This is a genomic window from Pseudomonas sp. Z18(2022) (genome assembly GCF_036346535.1).
GTDB classification, from domain to species: Bacteria; Pseudomonadota; Gammaproteobacteria; order Pseudomonadales; family Pseudomonadaceae; genus Aquipseudomonas; species Aquipseudomonas yamanorum_A.
The window spans coordinates 1-18,438 of sequence record NZ_JAOTOA010000003.1; the positions used below are offsets into that span (position 1 = coordinate 1).

The window sequence follows — 18,438 nt, forward strand, 5'->3', positions numbered from 1 at the left end:
TGCAGAGTGGCGCCCTCAGGCCAGAAGGCTGGTCGGACGATAGTTGAATCCGCCTGATAAACCGTCCAGTCCTGCAAATGCATGTACAGGCTGTAGAAAATCAGGATGGGGGGCGTGTCCGTGCAGCCTTGGATTTTCGGCGGCTGAAGACGATGGCGGACCAGCACGAAATTGCGTGAAAACGGTTTGACCACGCACTGTTCGTTGTTGATAAAGGTGGTCGTCGGCGAGTGTGCTTCGAAGCGGTAGGCCACCACTTCGCCATCCGCCAGGCAGTGCACGCTGGATTGATCCAGCACCCCAGCGGTACCACCGTCGAAATGCACCCCGCCGTGAAACTGACCATTTCGGCCCAATGGGTAGTAGCCAGCTTCGGCCTTTGCCAACTGGGTTAACTGCAAGAGCGGGTGGTTTTTGTCCTTGAACGGGTGGCTCCAGTTCTTCACCGGTTGCAGCGGGTCGACAATGGGCTCTGGAACTGGAGGCGATGGAACAGGGCTTACCTGATGAGACTGCCGTTCAGGCCGCGATTCCACATAACTGTTACCCAGCCCAAAAAGTCGACTCAACAGGTTGTACATAGGATTTTTCGCTTTCGGAAAGAATCCCCAACCCTATGAACCGACATCCACAATCGCTATCAGACCAACCCACTCTATCTCGTGTGACATTTCCCACAGCGACAAACAGCACCTAGCATTTCCCTTGACCCACAACAGCCGCAGCGCCACTCTGACGCCACTTTTATGCGCCCTTATTTGCTAGAGGAAATCCCCCATGAGCGTTCGCGTCGGCATTGTCATGGACCCTATCGCCAGCATCTCCTATAAAAAGGATAGCTCGCTGGCCATGCTGCTGGCCGCCCAGGCCCGCGGCTGGAGCCTGTTCTATATGGAACAGCCGGACCTTTACCAGGGTGACGGTGAAGCGCGGGCACGGATGCGCCCCCTGCAGGTGTTTGCCAACCCTGAGAAGTGGTTTGAACTGCAAGACGAAATCGACAGCCCCCTGAGCGACCTCGACGTGATCCTGATGCGCAAGGATCCGCCGTTCGACATGGAATTCGTCTACTCCACCTACCTGCTGGAGCAGGCCGAGCGCGCCGGCGTGCTGATCGTCAACAAGCCCCAGAGCCTGCGCGACTGCAATGAAAAGCTGTTCGCCACGCTGTTCCCGCAGTGCACGCCGCCAACCGTGGTCAGTCGCCGCGCCGATGTGCTGCGTGAATTCGCCGCCAAGCACGGTGATGTGATCCTCAAGCCGCTGGACGGCATGGGCGGCACGTCGATCTTCCGCCACCGCGCCGGTGACCCGAACCTGTCGGTGATCCTCGAAACCCTGACCGCGCTGGGCACCCAGCAGATCATGGGCCAGGCCTACATTCCGGCGATCAAGGACGGCGACAAGCGCATCCTGATGATTGATGGCGAGCCGGTGCCTTACTGCCTGGCGCGTATTCCAGCCGCCGGCGAGACCCGCGGCAACCTGGCGGCCGGTGGCCGGGGTGAAGCCCGCCCGCTGACAGACAAGGATCGCTGGATTGCAGCCCAAGTCGGCCCAACCCTGCGCGAAAAAGGCCTGCTGTTTGTAGGACTTGACGTTATCGGCGAGAACCTCACCGAGATCAACGTCACCAGCCCGACGTGTATTCGCGAGATCGACAATGCATTTGGCACGAACATCGGCGAAATGCTGATGGCGGCGATTGCCTCCAAGCTACAAGCCAAGTGACATAGAACAGCCGGACACAAACCAACATTGCGCTATCATGCCCCACCTGTGAAATGCGCGATGTTGGTTTTCTTGTCATGACGCTCCCGTCCGATCTGCCCCCCGAACTCTCCCACAGCGGCGTGCGCCCGGCTGATCGGCTCGGATTTACCCTGTTTCTGGCGGCGTTGATTCACCTGGCATTGATCCTCGGCCTGGGTTTCACCTTTGCCGAACCCAAGCAGATCACCAAGACCCTGGAAATCACCCTCGCCACCTTCAAAAGCGAAAAGAAGCCCGAGAAGGCTGACTTTCTCGCCCAGGACAACCAGCAAGGCAGCGGCACCCTCGACAAGAAGGCCGTGCCCAAGACCACCGAAGTGGCGCCGTTCCAGGACAACAAGGTCAATAAGGTCACGCCACCGCCGGCGCCCAAGCCGGAAGTGAAACAGGCCGCCCCCAAGGCCTCTGTCACCACCGTTGCGCCCAAACCGCAAAAGGCCCCCACCCAACGGGAAAAGGCCAAGACCGAACCCACGCCTGCCCCGCCGGCCCCGACGTTTGACAGCTCGCAACTCTCCAGTGAAATCTCCAGCCTGGAAGCCGAACTGGCCCACGAACAACAGCTGTACGCCAAGCGCCCACGCATTTACCGCCTGAATGCCGCCTCCACCATGCGCGACAAAGGCGCCTGGTATAAGGACGAGTGGCGCAAGAAGGTCGAGCGCATCGGCAACCTGAACTACCCGGACGAAGCCCGCCGCCAGCAGATCTACGGCAATTTGCGCCTGCTGGTGTCGATCAACCGCGATGGCACCTTGTACGAAGTGCAGGTGCTGGAGTCCTCCGGCCAGCCGCTGCTGGACCAGGCGGCGCAACGCATCGTGCGCCTGGCGGCGCCTTTTGCGCCGTTTACCGGGGACTTGAACGACATCGACCGCCTGGAAATCATTCGCACCTGGCGCTTTGCCAAGGGTGATCGGCTGTCCAGTAATTGAGGATTGCGTCAATGTCCTACGCATCCTCAGCTTGTCAGTTCGCCCCTCCAACGCCACACTAGCGGACATGAAAAATGTCAGCCCGACCTACCTCAAGCACCAATTCCTGATCGCCATGCCCCATATGGCCGACCCGAACTTTGCGCAGACCTTGACCTACATCGTCGAGCACACCGCCAATGGTGCGATGGGGTTGGTGGTCAACCGCCCGCAAGACCTGAGCCTGGCCGATATCCTCGAGCAATTGCGCCCGGACATCGACCCACCCGCCAGTTGCCAGCACGTACCGATCTACATCGGCGGGCCGGTGCAGACGGACCGGGGTTTTGTGCTGCACCCCACCGGGCCGAAATTCCAGGCGACCGTGGACCTTGAAGGGCTGTCCCTGTCCACCTCCCAGGACGTGTTGTTCGCGATTGCCGATGGCGTGGGCCCTGATCAAAGTGTGATCACCCTGGGTTACGCCGGCTGGGAAGCCGGGCAACTGGAGGCGGAGCTGGCGAGCAATGCCTGGCTGACCTGCCCGTTTGACGCCGACATCCTGTTCAACACCCCCAGCGAACTGCGCCTGGAAGCCGCCGCCGCCAAGCTGCGGATCAACCTCAGCCTGCTGACCAGCCAGGCGGGGCACGCCTGATGGCCTTGCGTCTGATCCTCGGTTTTGACTACGGCACCAAACAGATCGGCGTCGCTGTCGGCCAGGTCATCACCGGCCAGGCCCGCGAGCTGTGCACCCTGAAAGCCCAGAACGGCGTGCCGGACTGGAACCAGGTCGAAGCCCTGATCAAGGAATGGAAGCCCGACGCCGTAGTCGTCGGCCTGCCCTTGAACATGGACGGCACCCCGAGCGAGATGTGCCTGCGGGCCGAAAAATTCGCCCGCCGCCTGAATGGCCGCTACAACCTGCCCTTCTATACCCACGACGAACGCCTGACCACCTTTGAAGCCAAAGGCGAGCGCCGCGACCGTGGCGGGCAGAAAGGCAGTTACCGTGACAACCCGGTGGATGCCATCGCCGCCGCCTTGCTGTTGCAGGGATGGCTGGATGAAAACGCCGCTTTATTTGAATCCTGACTGACGCGGCTTGCCGCGTCTTCTTACGTTTGAGCCCGGACCTTGCCTGCGCGAGGCCTAGAAGGAGCACCCATGAGCCTGCCCAATCCCGCCGACCTGATCAGCCAGATGGCGATCCGCCTCAAGGCGCACCTGGAACACCGTGCCATCAGCGAGCCGCGCTTTATCGGCATTCGCACCGGTGGCGTGTGGGTGGCCCAGGCGTTGTTGGAAGAACTGGGCAGCAAGTCGCCCCTGGGCACCCTGGACGTGTCCTTCTACCGCGACGACTTCAGCCAGAACGGCCTGCACCCGCAAGTGCGCCCCTCGGCCCTGCCGTTCGAGATCGAAGGCCAGCACCTGGTGCTGATCGATGACGTACTGATGAGCGGTCGTACCATCCGCGCCGCCCTGAACGAACTGTTCGACTACGGCCGCCCGGCCAGCGTGACCCTGGTCTGCCTGCTGGACCTGGACGCCGGCGAATTGCCGATCAGCCCGGATGTGGTCGGCGCCACGCTGTCCCTTGAAGCCCACCAGCGGGTAAAATTGTCCGGTCCCACGCCGCTCGAACTCGAACTGCAAGACCTTGCCCTTTAAACCGCCTTGTAAAGAGTCCCCGCGATGACGCCTCTAGATGCCAAGCGCCCGCTGCAGCTCAATGCTCAGGGCCAGCTGCAACACTTCCTGTCCCTCGACGGATTGCCCCGCGAACTACTCACCGAAATCCTCGACACGGCCGACTCGTTCCTCGAAGTCGGCGGCCGGGCGGTGAAAAAAGTCCCGTTGTTGCGCGGCAAGACCATCTGCAACGTGTTCTTCGAGAACTCGACCCGCACCCGCACCACCTTTGAGCTGGCGGCCCAGCGCCTGTCGGCTGACGTGATCACGCTGAACGTGTCCACTTCGTCGGCGAGCAAGGGCGAAACCCTGCTCGACACCCTGCGCAACCTGGAAGCCATGGCCGCCGACATGTTCGTGGTGCGCCACGGCGACTCCGGCGCCGCGCACTTCATCGCCGAACACGTGTGCCCGAACGTGGCAATCATCAACGGCGGCGACGGCCGCCACGCCCACCCGACCCAGGGCATGCTCGACATGCTGACGATCCGTCGGCACAAGGGCAGCTTTGAAAACCTCTCGGTGGCTATCGTCGGCGACATCCTGCACTCGCGGGTCGCACGCTCGAACATGCTGGCCCTCAAGGCCCTGGGTTGCCCGGACATCCGCGTGATCGCCCCCAAGACCCTGCTGCCGGTCGGCATCGAGCAATACGGCGTGAAGGTCTACACCGACATGACCGAAGGCCTGAAGGATGTGGACGTGGTGATCATGCTGCGCCTGCAGCGCGAGCGCATGGCCGGCGGCCTGTTGCCGAGCGAGGGCGAGTTCTACCGCCTGTTCGGCCTGACCACCGCCCGCCTGGCCGGCGCCAAGCCGGACGCCATCGTGATGCACCCGGGGCCGATCAACCGTGGCGTGGAGATTGAGTCGGCGGTGGCCGATGGCCAGCAGTCGGTGATCCTCAACCAGGTTACGTACGGCATCGCCATCCGCATGGCCGTGCTGTCCATGGCCATGAGCGGGCAAACCGCACAACGTCAATTCGAGCAGGAGAACGCCCAGTGAAGCTCAGCATTCTCGGCGCCCGAGTCATCGATCCGGCCAGCGGCCTGGATCAAGTCACCGATCTGCACCTGGAAGCCGGCAAGATCATTGCCATCGGCGCCGCACCCGCAGGCTTCAGCGCCAGTGAAACCATCGACGCCAAAGGCCTGATCGCCGCGCCCGGGCTGGTGGACCTGAACGTAGCCCTGCGCGAGCCGGGCTACAGCCGCAAAGGCAACATCACCAGCGAAACCCGCGCCGCCGCAGCCGGTGGCGTCACCAGCCTGTGCTGCCCGCCCCACACCAAACCGGTGCTGGACACCTCGGCCGTGACCGAGCTGATCCTGGACCGCGCCCGCGAAGCCGGCAACTGCAAAGTGTTCCCTATCGGCGCCCTGAGCAAAGGCCTGGACGGCGAACAGCTGGCCGAGCTGATCGCCTTGCGCGATGCCGGCTGCGTGGCCTTCGGCAACGGCCTGGAGAGCTTCCGCAGCACCCGTACCCTATGCCGTGCGCTGGAATACGCAGCGACCTTCGACCTGACGGTGATTTTCCACTCACAGGACCGTGACCTGGCCGAAGGCGGCCTGGCCCACGAAGGCGCCACCGCGAGCTTCCTCGGCTTGCCGGGCATCCCGGAAACCGCCGAGACCGTGGCCCTGGCCCGGGATCTGCTGCTGGTGGAGCAAAGCGGCGTACGCGCACACTTCAGCCAGTTGACCAGCGCCCGGGGCGTGGCCCTGATCGCCCAGGCGCAAGCCCGCGGTTTGCCGGTGACGGCGGACGTGGCGTTGTATCAGCTGATTTTGACGGATGAGGCGCTGATCGACTTCTCCAGCCTGTATCACGTGCAGCCGCCATTGCGCACTCGCGCTGACCGTGACGGTTTGCGGGCGGCGGTGAAGTCCGGGGTGGTTTCGGCAATTTCCAGCCATCACCAGCCTCACGAGCGGGATGCCAAGCTGGCGCCGTTCGGCGCGACAGAGCCGGGCATCAGCAGTGTCGAGCTGCTGCTGCCGCTGGCGATGACGCTGGTGGAAGATGGTTTGCTGGACCTACCGACGCTGCTGGCGCGTCTCAGTGCGGGCCCTGCCGAGGCGCTGCGCCTGCCGGCGGGCAAGCTGGCGGTGGGTTCGGCGGCGGATATTGTGCTGTTTGACCCGGCCAGCTCCACGATTGCCGGGGAGCAGTGGCTGTCCAAGGGCGAGAACTGCCCGTTCATCGGCCATAGCCTGCCGGCGACGGTGCGGTACACGCTGGTGGATGGGCGGATCAGCTACCAGGCTTGACCCCTCGCACCTCTAATGTGGGCACGGTCAAATGTAGGAGCTGGCTTGCCTGCGATAGCATCACCTCGGTACATCAGATACACCGAGGTGCCCGCATCGCAGGCAAGCCAGCTCCTACACTTGATTGGGTTCACGTGCTTAGCGGCCGCCAAGCCGCTCGGCATTGCGGATCGAAATCTGCGTATTCAACGTCCAGAAGTCGTACAGCACGCCAATCAGGAACAAACCACCGGTCAGCAGGTAAATGATCCCGCTGATCCATTTGCCCTGATACATGCGGTGCAAACCGAACACCCCCAGGAACGCCAACAGGATCCAGGCCACGTTGTACTCAATGGGGCCAGCAGTGAATCGCAGGTCCGCTTCCCGGTCCATCGCCGGAATCAGGAACAAGTCGATCAGCCACCCAATCCCGAGCAAACCGAAGGTGAAAAACCAGATCGTCCCGGTCACCGGCTTGCCGTAATAAAAGCGGTGAGCACCGGTAAAACCGAAAATCCAGAGCAGGTAACCGATCACCTTGCTGTGGGTGTCTTGTTGCGAAACATCCTGTCGATAGGTGTTCATGGAGTACCTCTTTTGCCTCGATAGATAAATATTTCTGGTTTCTTTGTGACTTTTTTACGGGCGCCCGACATGCGGCAAATGGTATCTTCGCATCCCTCAAAGCCTTATACCGCCTGACTTGTGTAGGACAATCGCGGCAATTCGTCACGGTTTTCCTGAATTTGACCCCAGGGTTCAGTCGACAAACGGCCTTAGAACGACACAAAAAGCTGTTATAAAGTTGCGCGCAAACCAAAAAGAGCCACGCCTAATGCGACCATTTTTCAAGACATGGCTAACCATTTGCCTATTAATGCCACTGGCCGCCCACGCCACCAATCGTGAGCAACGTCTTCCAGAAGTTAACGGTTTCACCCCTAAAGCTCACGCTGCCACCAGCTCCGCCAAATCGGTAAAGCTGACCGTGAAGCGCCCGACTCAACTGAGCAAGGCCCACGGTAAAACAGCTCCAGGGCTGATGGCCGTCAACACCAAGCAAAGCAGCAACGTCCTCAGCCGCGCCGTTAACGTGCTCGGTACTCCTTATCGTTGGGGCGGCAGCAGCCCAAGTAAAGGGTTCGACTGCAGCGGTTTGGTGAAATATGCGTTTAACGACGTAAAAGCCGTGGATTTGCCGCGCACCTCCAACGCCATGGCCGCTGGCCACGGGCTGAAGGTTGAGCGCAAGGATTTGAAGCCGGGTGACCTGTTGTTCTTCAAACTGAAGAGCCGCCAGGTGAACCACGTTGCCATCTACCTGGGCAACGACCGCTTCATCCACGCACCGCGTCGTGGCAAAGCGGTCAGCATCGATACGCTGAAGAAGCCGTTCTGGGACAAGAACTACGTGATTGCCAAGCGTGTCCTGCCTAAAGAACAGAATAATCTGCGGATTGTGCAGCGCTGATCTGAGGCTGATGTAGGAGCTGGCTTGTGTGGGAGCTGGCTTGCCTGCGATAGCATCACCGCGGTGTGACTGATACACCGGGGTGCCTGCATCGCGGGCAAGCCCGGCTCCCACATAAGCCAGTCCTGCATTAAATGTTCATCGTCCAAGCGATCTCAAATATCCCCAGGCACCCTCGCCTTCTCCCGGGCATGCTCCCGGCTGATCAGCCCCTGGCTGACCAACGCCTTCAAGCTCATATCCAGCGTCGTCATCCCCAGCGCCCCGCCGGTCTGGATCGCCGAGTACATCTGCGCCACCTTGTCCTCGCGGATCAGGTTACGGATTGCCGGCGTGCCGAGCATGATTTCGTGAGCCGCCACCCGCCCGCCGCCGACTTTCTTCACCAGCACCTGGGACACCACCGCCTGCAATGACTCCGAGAGCATCGAGCGGACCATGGCCTTTTCCCCGGCCGGAAATACGTCCACCACCCGATCCACGGTTTTCGCCGCTGACGTGGTGTGCAACGTGCCAAACACCAGATGCCCGGTTTCCGCCGCTGTCAGCGCCAGGCGGATAGTCTCGAGGTCGCGCAATTCCCCCACCAGAATCACATCCGGGTCCTCCCGCAATGCCGAACGCAGGGCGGCCGAGAAACTGTGGGTGTCGCGATGCACCTGCCGCTGGTTGATCAGGGCATTTTTCGGTTGGTGGATGAACTCGATCGGATCCTCAAGGGTGAGGATGTGCTGGCGGCGATGGGTATTGAGGTAATCGATCATCGCTGCCAGGGTCGTGGACTTGCCTGAACCGGTGGGCCCGGTGACCAACACCAGCCCCCGGGGCAAGTCTGCGATGCGCCGGAACACCTCGCCCAACCCCAGGCCCTCCAGGCTTTGCACCGTTGACGGAATGGTCCGAAACACCGCGCCCATGCCCCGGTGCTGCTGAAACACATTCACCCGGAACCGCGCCACCTCGGGCAACTCGAAGGCAAAATCCGTTTCAAGAGATATTTCGAAATCCTTTTGCTGCTGATTGTTGAGTAAAGGGCTGAGCAACTCCGCCACTTGCGCAGGCTCGAGCACCGGCCAGTCGAAGGGCCAGACTTCGCCATCGACTCGCAACATCGGCGCCAACCCGGCCGACAGATGCAGGTCCGAGGCCCGCAGGCGCACGCCGGCGGCCAGCAGTTCAGTGATATCCATAGGGCTTTCCATTTCCAGTAGAATGCCGCGGACTCCATATCCACGGGCGCAACTTGAATGTCGACCATAGCAGACAACATCAGCCTGGTTTCCGAGCGGATCCGTGCAGCGGCCGAGGCCTCGCAGCGCGACGGTGATAGCGTGCACCTGCTGGCCGTGAGCAAGACCAAACCGGCACACGCCGTGCGCGAAGCCCATGCCGCGGGGATGCGAGACTTTGGCGAGAACTATCTGCAGGAAGCCCTAGGCAAACAGGCCGAATTAACCGACCTGCCCTTGAGTTGGCACTTCATCGGCCCCATTCAATCGAACAAGACTCGTGCGATCGCCGAGAACTTCGCCTGGGTGCATTCCGTGGACCGCCTGAAAATCGCACAACGCCTGTCCGAGCAACGCCCGGCCGACCTGCCACCGCTGAATATCTGCATCCAGGTCAATGTCAGTGGCGAAGCCAGCAAGTCCGGCTGTACACCCGCCGACCTGCCCGCCCTGGCCGAAGCCATCAGCGCCCTGCCGCGCCTGAAGCTGCGCGGCCTGATGGCGATCCCCGAGCCCACCGACGACCGTGCAGAACAGGACGCGGCCTTCGCCACCGTGCGCGACCTGCAAGCGAGCCTGAACCTGGCGCTCGACACACTTTCCATGGGCATGAGCCATGACCTTGAGTCAGCCATCGCCCAAGGGGCCACCTGGGTGCGGATCGGTACCGCCCTGTTTGGTGCCCGCGACTACGGCCAGCCGTGAAATGGCTGACATCCATCTGAGTAAGGACCTGTCATGAGCAACACGCGTATTGCCTTTATCGGTGCCGGTAACATGGCGGCCAGCCTGATCGGCGGCCTGCGGGCCAAGGGCCTGGAAGCACAACAGATTCGCGCCAGCGACCCGGGCGCCGACACCCGCGCCCGCGTCAGCGCCGAGCACGGTATCGAAACCTTCGCCGACAACGCACAAGCGATTGAAGGCGTGGACGTGGTGGTGCTGGCGGTCAAGCCGCAAGCCATGAAAGCCGTGTGCGAAAGCCTGCGCCCAAGCCTCAAGCCCCATCAATTGGTGGTGTCCATCGCCGCCGGCATCACCTGCGCCAGCATGAACAACTGGTTGGGCGCCCAGCCGATCGTGCGTTGCATGCCCAACACCCCGGCGCTGCTGCGCAAGGGCGTGAGCGGTTTGTACGCCACCCGCGAAGTGACCGCTGCGCAGCGCGACCAGGCACAAGAGCTGCTGTCCGCCGTGGGCATCGCCCTGTGGCTGGAACAGGAGCAGCAACTGGACGCGGTCACCGCCGTGTCCGGCAGCGGCCCGGCGTATTTTTTCCTGCTGATCGAAGCCATGACCGCCGCCGGCGTGAAACTGGGCCTGCCCCACGAAATCGCCGAGCAACTGGCCGAGCAAACAGCCCTGGGCGCCGCGAACATGGCAGTCGGCAGCGATGTCGATGCCGCCGAGTTGCGTCGTCGCGTGACCTCGCCGGGCGGCACCACGCAGGCCGCCATCGAATCGTTCCAGGCCGGGGGCTTTGAAGCCCTGGTGGAAAAAGCACTGGGTGCCGCAGCACATCGTTCGGCCGAAATGGCCGAGCAGCTGGGCAAATAGTCGTCCCCAACATAGGAATCAAACATGCTCGGAATCAATGACGCTGCCATTTTCATCATCCAGACCCTGGGCAGCCTGTATCTGCTGATCGTGCTGATGCGTTTTATCCTGCAACTGGTGCGGGCGAACTTCTACAACCCGCTGTGCCAATTCGTGGTGAAGGCTACGCAGCCGTTGCTCAAGCCACTGCGCCGGGTGATCCCGAGCCTGTTCGGCCTGGACATGTCGTCGCTGGTGTTGGCGCTGCTGCTGCAGATCCTGCTGTTCGCGGTGATCCTGCTGCTCAACGGCTACCAGGCCACCACGCTGCTGTTGCTGCCGTGGGCCTTGATCGGGATCTTCTCGCTGTTCTTGAAGATCATTTTCTGGTCGATGATCATCAGCGTAATCCTCTCGTGGGTCGCTCCAGGCAGCCGCAGCCCGGGTGCCGAGCTGGTGGCGCAGATCACTGAACCGGTGCTGGCACCGTTCCGTCGCCTGATTCCGAACCTGGGCGGCCTGGATATCTCGCCGATCTTCGCGTTTATCGCGATTCAGCTGCTGCAAAGCTGGGTGATTCCGCGTCTGGCGTTCTATGCATTCATGCCCAAAGAACTGTTCGGTCTGATCTGATAGCTGGAAGGCAAGGGAGCTTGCTCCCTTGCCCCAAAAAACTCTAAAAACACCAGCCGCCGGCCTTTGCTTGCCGCTGGGTGCAGCGGTCTTTAGACTTACGCCTCATTTAAACGAGAGCAGGGTCGATGCCAGCTGCCTTCCCCCCCGATTCTGTTGGACTGGTCGTGCCCCAAGTGGCGCACTTCAGCGAACCGCTGGCCCTGGCCTGCGGCCGTTCGCTGCCCGCCTACGACCTGATCTATGAAACCTACGGCCAACTGAACGCCACCGGCAGCAATGCCGTGCTGATCTGCCACGCCCTGTCCGGCCATCACCACGCTGCGGGCTTCCACAGCCTGGATGAGCGCAAGCCTGGCTGGTGGGACAGCTGCATCGGCCCCGGCAAGCCCATCGACACCAACACGTTCTTCGTGGTCAGCCTGAACAACCTCGGCGGCTGCAACGGCTCCACCGGCCCCAGCAGCCTCAACCCGGAAACCGGCAAGCCGTTTGGTGCCGACTTCCCGGTATTGACCGTGGAAGACTGGGTGCACAGCCAGGCGCGCCTGGCCGACGTACTAGGCATCGCCCAATGGGCCGCCGTGATCGGCGGCAGCCTGGGCGGCATGCAGGCCCTGCAATGGACCATCACCTACCCGGACCGCGTGCGCCATTGCCTGGCCATCGCCTCGGCCCCCAAGTTGTCGGCGCAGAACATCGCATTCAACGAAGTGGCGCGCCAGGCGATCCTCACCGACCCCGAGTTCCACGGCGGCTCGTTCCAGGAAGCGGGCGTGATCCCCAAGCGCGGGCTGATGCTGGCGCGGATGGTCGGGCACATCACCTACCTGTCGGATGACTCCATGGGCGAGAAATTCGGCCGTGGCCTCAAGAGCGAAAAGCTCAACTACGACTTCCACAGCGTCGAGTTCCAGGTCGAGAGCTACCTGCGTTATCAGGGCGAGGAGTTTTCCGGGCGTTTCGACGCCAACACCTACCTGCTGATGACCAAGGCCCTGGACTACTTCGACCCGGCGGCGAACTTCGACGATGACCTGGCGAAGACCTTCGAAAACGCCACATCGAAGTTCTGCGTGATGTCGTTCACCACCGACTGGCGCTTCTCGCCGGCCCGCTCGCGGGAACTGGTGGATGCCTTGATGGCCGCCAAGAAAGATGTCTGCTACCTGGAGATCGATGCACCGCAGGGCCATGACGCCTTCCTGATCCCGATCCCGCGTTACCTGCAAGCCTTCAGCAACTACATGAACCGAATCGCACTGTGAGAACGCCATGAGAGCCGACCTGGAAATCATCCAAGACTGGATCCCCGCCGGCAGCCGCGTGCTCGACCTGGGTTGCGGCGATGGCGAACTGCTGAGCTGGCTGCGCGACAACAAGCAAGTTACCGGCTATGGCCTGGAAAACGACCCGGACAACATCGCCCAGTGCGTGGCCAAGGGCATCAACGTGATCGAGCAGGACCTGGACAAGGGCCTGGGCAACTTTGCCAGCAACAGCTTCGACATCGTGGTCATGACCCAGGCGCTGCAAGCGGTGCATTACCCGGACCGGATCCTCGACGAAATGTTGCGCGTCGGCCGCCAGTGCATCATCACCTTCCCCAATTTCGGTCACTGGCGCTGCCGCTGGTACCTGGCCACCAAGGGCCGCATGCCGGTGTCGGACTTCCTGCCGTACACCTGGTACAACACGCCGAACATCCATTTCTGCACCTTCGAAGACTTCGAAGCGCTGTGTGGCGAGCGTGATGCCAAGGTCATCAACCGCCTTGCCGTCGATCAACAGCACCGTCACGGCTGGGCGAGTAAGCTATGGCCTAACCTGTTGGGTGAGATCGGGATCTACCGGGTCAGCAGCCCGGGCCTGACGGACCACCAGATTGCCGTCTAACCATTTTCAAGGAGGACGATCATGAGTCGCCTGGCTGTTTTTCTACTCACTGCCTGCCTGGGCGCCAGCGCCATGGCCGCGGACGTTATCGACCCCAATCGCCAGAAAGATTTCGGCGACATCACCGTGCACTACAACACCTTCACCTCCAGCTTCCTGCAGCCGGATGTGGCCCAGGCCGTTGAGCTGGTGCGCAGCAAGAACAAGGGCGTGATCAATGTGTCGGTGATCAAGGGCGTCACGCCGGTGGTTGCCCAGGTCACGGGCACGGTCAAGGACCTGAGCGGCAAGAGTGAGATGCTGACCTTCAAGCAGATCACCGAGAAGGGTGCGATTTACTACCTCGCCCAGTACTCCGTGCCGCAGCAGGAAGTACGAATTTTCACGATCAACGTTGAAACCGGCGGCAAAGCCCACGGTTTCAGTTTCAACCAGGAACTGTTTCCGGCCGAATGATGAACCTCACACAACTCGTATTGGCCAGCCATAACGCTGGCAAACTCAAAGAACTCCAGGCCATGCTCGGCCAGTCGGTGCAACTGCGTTCGATTGGCGAGTTCAGTCAGGTAGAGCCGGAAGAGACCGGCCTGTCATTTGTCGAGAACGCCATCCTCAAGGCCCGCAATGCCGCGCGCATTTCCGGCCTGCCGGCGCTGGCCGACGATTCCGGGCTGGCGGTGGACTTCCTCGGCGGTGCGCCGGGCATCTACTCCGCACGCTATGCCGATGGCAAAGGCGACGCAGCCAACAACGCCAAGCTGCTGGACGCCCTCAAGGACGTGCCGGACGCGATGCGTGGCGCGCAGTTCGTCTGCGTGCTGGCCCTGGTGCGTCACGCCGATGACCCGCTGCCGATTCTCTGCGAAGGCCTGTGGCACGGGCGCATCCTGCACGCGGCCAGCGGTGAACACGGTTTTGGTTATGACCCGCTGTTCTGGGTGCCGGAGCGCAATGTCTCCAGCGCCGAACTGAGCCCGGCCGACAAGAACCAGATCAGCCACCGCGCCCGCGCAATGGATTTGCTGCGCCAGCGTCTGGGCCTGAAATGACCCAGAACACCTCCGCGCAGCCACTGATTCACGGTGGCGCGCAAACACCTCGGGCGGCCCTGCCTCACCTGCCGCCCCTGGCGCTGTACATCCACATCCCGTGGTGCGTGCGCAAATGCCCTTATTGCGACTTCAACTCCCACACCGCCAGCAAGGTGCTGCCGGAAGAAGAGTACGTCGACGCATTGCTGGCCGACCTCGATCAGGACCTGCACGCGGTGTATGGCCGTGAGCTGAGTTCGATCTTCTTCGGCGGCGGCACGCCGAGCCTGTTCAGCGCTGCTGCACTGGGCCGACTGCTCAAGGGCGTGCAAGCGCGCATCCCGTTTGCCGGCGAAATCGAAATCACCCTGGAAGCCAACCCCGGCACCTTCGAACAAGAGAAGTTCGTGGCGTACCGCAAGCTGGGGATCAATCGGCTGTCGATTGGTATCCAGAGTTTCCAGCAGGAAAAGCTTGAGGCCCTGGGCCGCATCCACAACGGTGACGAAGCCGTGCGTGCCGCCGGCATGGCGCGCCAGGCCGGGTTCGACAACTTCAACCTGGACCTGATGCACGGTTTGCCCGATCAGTCCCTGGACGACGCCCTGGGCGACCTGCGCCAGGCCATCGCCCTCAAGCCCACGCATTTATCCTGGTACCAACTGACCCTGGAGCCCAACACGGTGTTCTGGAACCAGCCGCCTGTGCTGCCGGAAGACGACACCCTGTGGGACATCCAGGAAGCCGGCCAGGCGCTGCTCGCCGAGCACGGTTACGCGCAGTACGAAGTCTCGGCCTACGCCCAACCGGGCCGGCCGGCGCGGCATAACCTGAATTACTGGAGCTTCGGCGACTTCATCGGCATCGGTGCCGGCGCCCACGGCAAGCTCAGCCACCCGGACGGGCGCATCGTGCGTACCTGGAAAACCCGGGCGCCGAAGGACTACCTCAACCCGGCGAAAAACTACCAGGCCGGCGCGAAAGAACTGACCAACGAAGAGTTACCGTTCGAGTTCCTGATGAACGCCCTGCGCCTGACCGATGGTGTCGAAGCGAAGCTTTACGCGGAGCGTACCGGCCTGGACCTGGCCAGCCTCGATGAAGCCCGTAAGGATGCCGAACAAAGTGGCTTAATGCAGGTCGAACCGTCACGCCTGGCGGCCACCGACCGCGGGCAACTCTTTCTCAATGACCTGCTGCAGAAGTTTTTGAGCTGATTGCTCTTAAGGAAATCGAATGGATTTGGTACTCGATCTACTCGCCACCGTGTCCCGCTGGAGCCGTAGCAACCTGTCGGAAATATCCCTGGCGCTCGTCGGCTGCCTGCTGGTGCTGTTTGGCGCCGACATCAAGGGCTGGGTCGAAGCGCGGTTGGGCAGCATTGCGGGTGCGCTGCGCGTACCACTGATGGCGCTGGTGTGCATGATCGGCAGCGGGGCAGCGCTGATCTATGCCACGCCGTGGATTGTGCGGGGGTTGAGCCAGTTCAATAACTACAGCCTGGCGCCGGTGTTGTTGGTGGTGCTGGTGTTGATTGGGGTTGTGGCGGATCGCCGCTGACGTTAAGCACAGCACAAAACAAATGTGGGAGCTGGCTTGCCTGCGATGCAGACACCTCGGTGTATCAGTGATACCGAGGTGATGCTATCGCAGGCAAGCCAGCTCCCACAGTTGATTGTGTTATTGGCTTCCAGCTAATCAGTCCACTTTCTCGAACTTCAAATCCCAAACCCCATGCCCGAGTCGCTCGCCGCGACGTTCGAACTTGGTGATCGGCCGCTCGGCCGGGCGCGGGACGCATTTGCCGTCTTCAGCCAGGTTGCGGTAGCCCGGGGCTACATCCATCACTTCCAGCATGTATTCGGCATACGGTTCCCAGTCGGTGGCCATGTGCAGGATGCCGCCCACTTTCAGCTTGCTGCGCACCAGTTCCGCGAAGGAAGCCTGGACGATGCGGCGCTTGTGGTGGCGGCTCTTGTGCCATGGGTCCGGGAAGAACAGCATCAGGCGGTCGAGGCTGTTGTCGGCGATGCAGCGGTTGAGCACTTCGATTGCGTCGCAATCGTAGACCCGCAAGTTGGTCAGGCCTTGAGTCAGCACGCCGTTAAGCAGCGCGCCGACACCTGGGCGGTGTACTTCAACCCCGATAAAGTCCTGTTCCGGCGAAGCTGCGGCCATTTCCAGCAGGGAATGGCCCATGCCGAAGCCGATTTCCAGGGAGCGTGGCGCCGAACGGCCGAACACCTGGTCGTAATCCACCGGCTCATCCACCAGCGGCAGGACGAACAGCGGCGTGCCCTGCTCCAGGCCCTTTTGCTGGCCTTCGGTCATGCGACCGGCGCGCATCACAAAACTCTTGATGCGGCGGTGCTTGGACTCGTCGCCTTCTTCCAGGGTGTTCGGCGTTTCGTTTGATTCAGTCATCAATGGCTCTTACTTGATCAGACCATCCAGCGGCGAGGAGGCGCTGGCGTAAAGTTTTTTCGGCATGCGCCCGGCGAGGTACGCCAGGCGGCCCGCGACGATCGCGTGGTTCATGGCTTCAGCCATCATGATCGGTTGCTGCGCGTGGGCGATGGCCGAGTTCATCAGCACTGCATCACACCCCAGCTCCATGGCGATGGTGGCGTCAGACGCAGTGCCTACGCCCGCATCCACCAGCACCGGGATCCTGGCTTCTTCGAGGATGATTTGCAGGTTGTACGGGTTGCAGATGCCCAGGCCGGAACCGATCAGGCCGGCCAGCGGCATCACCGCGATGCAGCCGATTTCGGCCAGTTGGCGGGCAATGATCGGGTCATCACTGGTGTAGACCATCACGTCGAAGCCTTCCTTGACCAGAGTCTCGGCGGCCTTGAGGGTTTCGATCACGTTGGGGAACAGGGTTTTCTGGTCGGCCAGCACTTCCAGCTTCACCAGGTTGTGGCCGTCGAGCAGCTCACGGGCCAGGCGGCAGGTGCGCACGGCCTCGATGGCGTCGTAGCAGCCGGCCGTGTTCGGCAAGAAGGTGTAGCGATCCGGCGACAGCACTTCGAGCAGGTTCGGCTCGCCTTCGATCTGGCCGAGGTTGGTGCGGCGCACGGCGAAGGTCACGATCTCTGCGCCCGAGGCTTCGATGGCCAGGCGGGTTTCTTCCATGTCGCGGTACTTGCCGGTGCCGACCAGTAGACGGGACTGGAAGGTCCGACCGGCCAGGACGAAAGGCTTGTCGCTACGAACGATGCTCATGGGAAATCCTCGAAATGGGGTGAGGTTCTGCAGAATGCGGGTTGGCGCCCTTGAGCGCCGGGCGGCTAGCCGCCGCCGATGGCGTGGACCACTTCGACCTGGTCACCTTCGGTGAGCGCGGTCTCGGCGTGCTGGCTACGCGGGACGATATCCTGGTTGAGCTCCACTGCGACGCGGCGTCCGGTCAGGTCCAGACGGGTCAGCAGGGCCGCAACGGTTTCACCGTCGGGCAGTTCAAAGGATTCGCCGTTCAACTGAATGCGCATGCCACGGGCCGCCATCGTTTTTAGGGGCCAGCATTCTAGCGTGATTGGCGTTGCCGGCCCAAGCCCCTTGGTCAGGCAGCCTGCAAGCGCCACGCAGCGAGGCCCAGGAAGAACCAGCCCAGCAGGAACGCCAGGCCACCAAACGGGGTGATGATGCCGAGCTTGCTGATGCCGGTCATGGTCAGCACATACAGGCTGCCGGAAAACAGCAGGATGCCGACGGCAAAGGACACGCCCGCCCACGTCACCAGGCGGCCCGGAATATGCGCCGCCAGCAGCGCCACGCCGAACAGCGCCAGGGTGTGCACCAACTGGTAAGTCACGCCGGTGTGGAAAATCGCCAGGTACTCGGCGCTCAGGCGGTTTTTCAGGCCGTGGGCGGCAAACGCGCCAAGGGCAACGCCGGTGAAACCGAAAAAGGCAGCCAGCATCAGAAAGCCACGCAACATGAGGAACTCCAGTCAGACTCGGTGGGCAGGGTCTGTATAATGGCCCGCTCAACGGGTTC

The 18,438-nt window shown here is 61.9% G+C and carries 23 protein-coding genes and 1 pseudogene; 17 read left to right on the forward strand and 7 right to left on the reverse strand.

Features of this window, described 5'->3' with window-relative positions:
• A pseudogene (locus tag V3W39_RS08005) lies at nucleotides 1–581 on the reverse strand (hypothetical protein); the annotation flags it as partial.
• Between the two features lie 196 nt (nucleotides 582–777).
• Between V3W39_RS08005 and gshB the strand changes: the two are divergent.
• From gshB to V3W39_RS08040, 7 genes are all read left to right on the forward strand, one after another.
• Nucleotides 778–1,731 carry a glutathione synthase gene (gshB, locus tag V3W39_RS08010; protein ID WP_010167673.1) on the forward strand — a complete coding sequence of 318 codons (954 nt, stop codon included), beginning with the start codon at nucleotides 778–780 and terminating at the stop codon, nucleotides 1,729–1,731.
• 77 nt (nucleotides 1,732–1,808) lie between these two features.
• Complete coding sequence (locus tag V3W39_RS08015) at nucleotides 1,809–2,708, forward strand: energy transducer TonB (protein ID WP_330212476.1); 900 nt, start codon at nucleotides 1,809–1,811, stop codon at nucleotides 2,706–2,708.
• A 67-nt stretch (nucleotides 2,709–2,775) separates the two neighbouring features.
• The gene (locus V3W39_RS08020; protein WP_177043877.1) at nucleotides 2,776–3,345 is read left to right on the forward strand and encodes a YqgE/AlgH family protein; all 570 of its coding nucleotides are present in this window, start codon (nucleotides 2,776–2,778) and stop codon (nucleotides 3,343–3,345) included.
• Nucleotides 3,345–3,782, forward strand: coding sequence for a Holliday junction resolvase RuvX (gene ruvX, locus V3W39_RS08025; protein WP_008434150.1), 438 nt, complete (start codon nucleotides 3,345–3,347; stop codon nucleotides 3,780–3,782). The genes V3W39_RS08020 and ruvX overlap by 1 nt, the downstream gene beginning before the upstream one ends.
• A gap of 72 nt (nucleotides 3,783–3,854) precedes the next feature.
• Nucleotides 3,855–4,361, forward strand: coding sequence for a bifunctional pyr operon transcriptional regulator/uracil phosphoribosyltransferase PyrR (pyrR, locus tag V3W39_RS08030; protein ID WP_330212477.1), 507 nt, complete (start codon nucleotides 3,855–3,857; stop codon nucleotides 4,359–4,361).
• 24 nt (nucleotides 4,362–4,385) lie between these two features.
• Nucleotides 4,386–5,390 carry an aspartate carbamoyltransferase catalytic subunit gene (locus V3W39_RS08035; RefSeq protein WP_330212478.1) on the forward strand — a complete coding sequence of 335 codons (1,005 nt, stop codon included), beginning with the start codon at nucleotides 4,386–4,388 and terminating at the stop codon, nucleotides 5,388–5,390.
• On the forward strand, nucleotides 5,387–6,658 hold the full coding sequence (locus V3W39_RS08040) for a dihydroorotase (protein WP_177043874.1): 1,272 nt from the start codon (nucleotides 5,387–5,389) through the stop codon (nucleotides 6,656–6,658). Before V3W39_RS08035 ends, V3W39_RS08040 begins: the two co-directional genes overlap by 4 nt.
• Before the next feature lie 138 nt (nucleotides 6,659–6,796).
• On the opposite strand, the gene V3W39_RS08045 is transcribed toward V3W39_RS08040, so the two are convergent.
• A complete protein-coding gene (locus V3W39_RS08045) occupies nucleotides 6,797–7,225 on the reverse strand; it encodes an NINE protein (protein ID WP_177043873.1) in 429 nt (142 codons plus the stop codon).
• A gap of 250 nt (nucleotides 7,226–7,475) precedes the next feature.
• Here V3W39_RS08045 and V3W39_RS08050 point away from each other — a divergent pair, with 250 nt between their 5' ends.
• Complete coding sequence (locus tag V3W39_RS08050) at nucleotides 7,476–8,111, forward strand: C40 family peptidase (protein WP_177043889.1); 636 nt, start codon at nucleotides 7,476–7,478, stop codon at nucleotides 8,109–8,111.
• Nucleotides 8,112–8,266: 155 nt separating this feature from the next.
• On the opposite strand, the gene V3W39_RS08055 is transcribed toward V3W39_RS08050, so the two are convergent.
• Nucleotides 8,267–9,301 carry a type IV pilus twitching motility protein PilT gene (locus V3W39_RS08055; RefSeq protein ID WP_177112484.1) on the reverse strand — a complete coding sequence of 345 codons (1,035 nt, stop codon included), beginning with the start codon at nucleotides 9,299–9,301 and terminating at the stop codon, nucleotides 8,267–8,269.
• Between the two features lie 57 nt (nucleotides 9,302–9,358).
• Between V3W39_RS08055 and V3W39_RS08060 the strand changes: the two genes are divergently transcribed.
• The 9 genes from V3W39_RS08060 (at nucleotide 9,359) to V3W39_RS08100 (ending at nucleotide 15,996) form a co-directional block, all read left to right on the forward strand.
• The gene (locus tag V3W39_RS08060) at nucleotides 9,359–10,045 is read left to right on the forward strand and encodes a YggS family pyridoxal phosphate-dependent enzyme (protein ID WP_330212479.1); all 687 of its coding nucleotides are present in this window, start codon (nucleotides 9,359–9,361) and stop codon (nucleotides 10,043–10,045) included.
• A gap of 33 nt (nucleotides 10,046–10,078) precedes the next feature.
• Complete coding sequence (proC, locus tag V3W39_RS08065) at nucleotides 10,079–10,897, forward strand: pyrroline-5-carboxylate reductase (protein ID WP_010167692.1); 819 nt, start codon at nucleotides 10,079–10,081, stop codon at nucleotides 10,895–10,897.
• Nucleotides 10,898–10,921: 24 nt separating this feature from the next.
• Nucleotides 10,922–11,509 (forward strand): YggT family protein, encoded by a 588-nt coding sequence (locus V3W39_RS08070; protein ID WP_177043870.1) that lies wholly within the window; start codon nucleotides 10,922–10,924, stop codon nucleotides 11,507–11,509.
• Between the two features lie 128 nt (nucleotides 11,510–11,637).
• The gene (gene metX, locus V3W39_RS08075; RefSeq protein WP_177043869.1) at nucleotides 11,638–12,777 is read left to right on the forward strand and encodes a homoserine O-succinyltransferase MetX; all 1,140 of its coding nucleotides are present in this window, start codon (nucleotides 11,638–11,640) and stop codon (nucleotides 12,775–12,777) included.
• Between the two features lie 7 nt (nucleotides 12,778–12,784).
• A complete protein-coding gene (metW, locus tag V3W39_RS08080; protein WP_010167698.1) occupies nucleotides 12,785–13,405 on the forward strand; it encodes a methionine biosynthesis protein MetW in 621 nt (206 codons plus the stop codon).
• Between the two features lie 21 nt (nucleotides 13,406–13,426).
• On the forward strand, nucleotides 13,427–13,861 hold the full coding sequence (locus V3W39_RS08085) for a DUF4426 domain-containing protein (RefSeq protein ID WP_177131998.1): 435 nt from the start codon (nucleotides 13,427–13,429) through the stop codon (nucleotides 13,859–13,861).
• Nucleotides 13,858–14,454 carry an RdgB/HAM1 family non-canonical purine NTP pyrophosphatase gene (gene rdgB, locus V3W39_RS08090; RefSeq protein ID WP_177043868.1) on the forward strand — a complete coding sequence of 199 codons (597 nt, stop codon included), beginning with the start codon at nucleotides 13,858–13,860 and terminating at the stop codon, nucleotides 14,452–14,454. The genes V3W39_RS08085 and rdgB overlap by 4 nt, the downstream gene beginning before the upstream one ends.
• Nucleotides 14,451–15,653 (forward strand): radical SAM family heme chaperone HemW, encoded by a 1,203-nt coding sequence (gene hemW / locus V3W39_RS08095; RefSeq protein ID WP_330212480.1) that lies wholly within the window; start codon nucleotides 14,451–14,453, stop codon nucleotides 15,651–15,653. Before rdgB ends, hemW begins: the two co-directional genes overlap by 4 nt.
• Before the next feature lie 19 nt (nucleotides 15,654–15,672).
• Entirely contained in the window at nucleotides 15,673–15,996 is a 324-nt protein-coding gene (locus tag V3W39_RS08100) for a DUF3392 domain-containing protein (RefSeq protein ID WP_003213776.1), read from the forward strand.
• A 138-nt stretch (nucleotides 15,997–16,134) separates the two neighbouring features.
• On the opposite strand, the gene trmB is transcribed toward V3W39_RS08100, so the two are convergent.
• The 4 genes from trmB to V3W39_RS08120 all read right to left on the reverse strand — a co-directional run bounded on the left by trmB (nucleotide 16,135) and on the right by V3W39_RS08120 (nucleotide 18,379).
• Entirely contained in the window at nucleotides 16,135–16,860 is a 726-nt protein-coding gene (gene trmB / locus V3W39_RS08105; RefSeq protein WP_177043866.1) for a tRNA (guanosine(46)-N7)-methyltransferase TrmB, read from the reverse strand.
• 9 nt (nucleotides 16,861–16,869) lie between these two features.
• Nucleotides 16,870–17,664 carry a thiazole synthase gene (locus V3W39_RS08110; RefSeq protein WP_010167708.1) on the reverse strand — a complete coding sequence of 265 codons (795 nt, stop codon included), beginning with the start codon at nucleotides 17,662–17,664 and terminating at the stop codon, nucleotides 16,870–16,872.
• Between the two features lie 65 nt (nucleotides 17,665–17,729).
• Nucleotides 17,730–17,930 (reverse strand): sulfur carrier protein ThiS, encoded by a 201-nt coding sequence (thiS, locus tag V3W39_RS08115; RefSeq protein WP_010167710.1) that lies wholly within the window; start codon nucleotides 17,928–17,930, stop codon nucleotides 17,730–17,732.
• Nucleotides 17,931–18,001: 71 nt separating this feature from the next.
• Nucleotides 18,002–18,379, reverse strand: a complete 378-nt coding sequence (locus V3W39_RS08120) for a DUF423 domain-containing protein (RefSeq protein ID WP_003213781.1) — start codon at nucleotides 18,377–18,379, stop codon at nucleotides 18,002–18,004.
• Nucleotides 18,380–18,438: the final 59 nt, after the last annotated feature.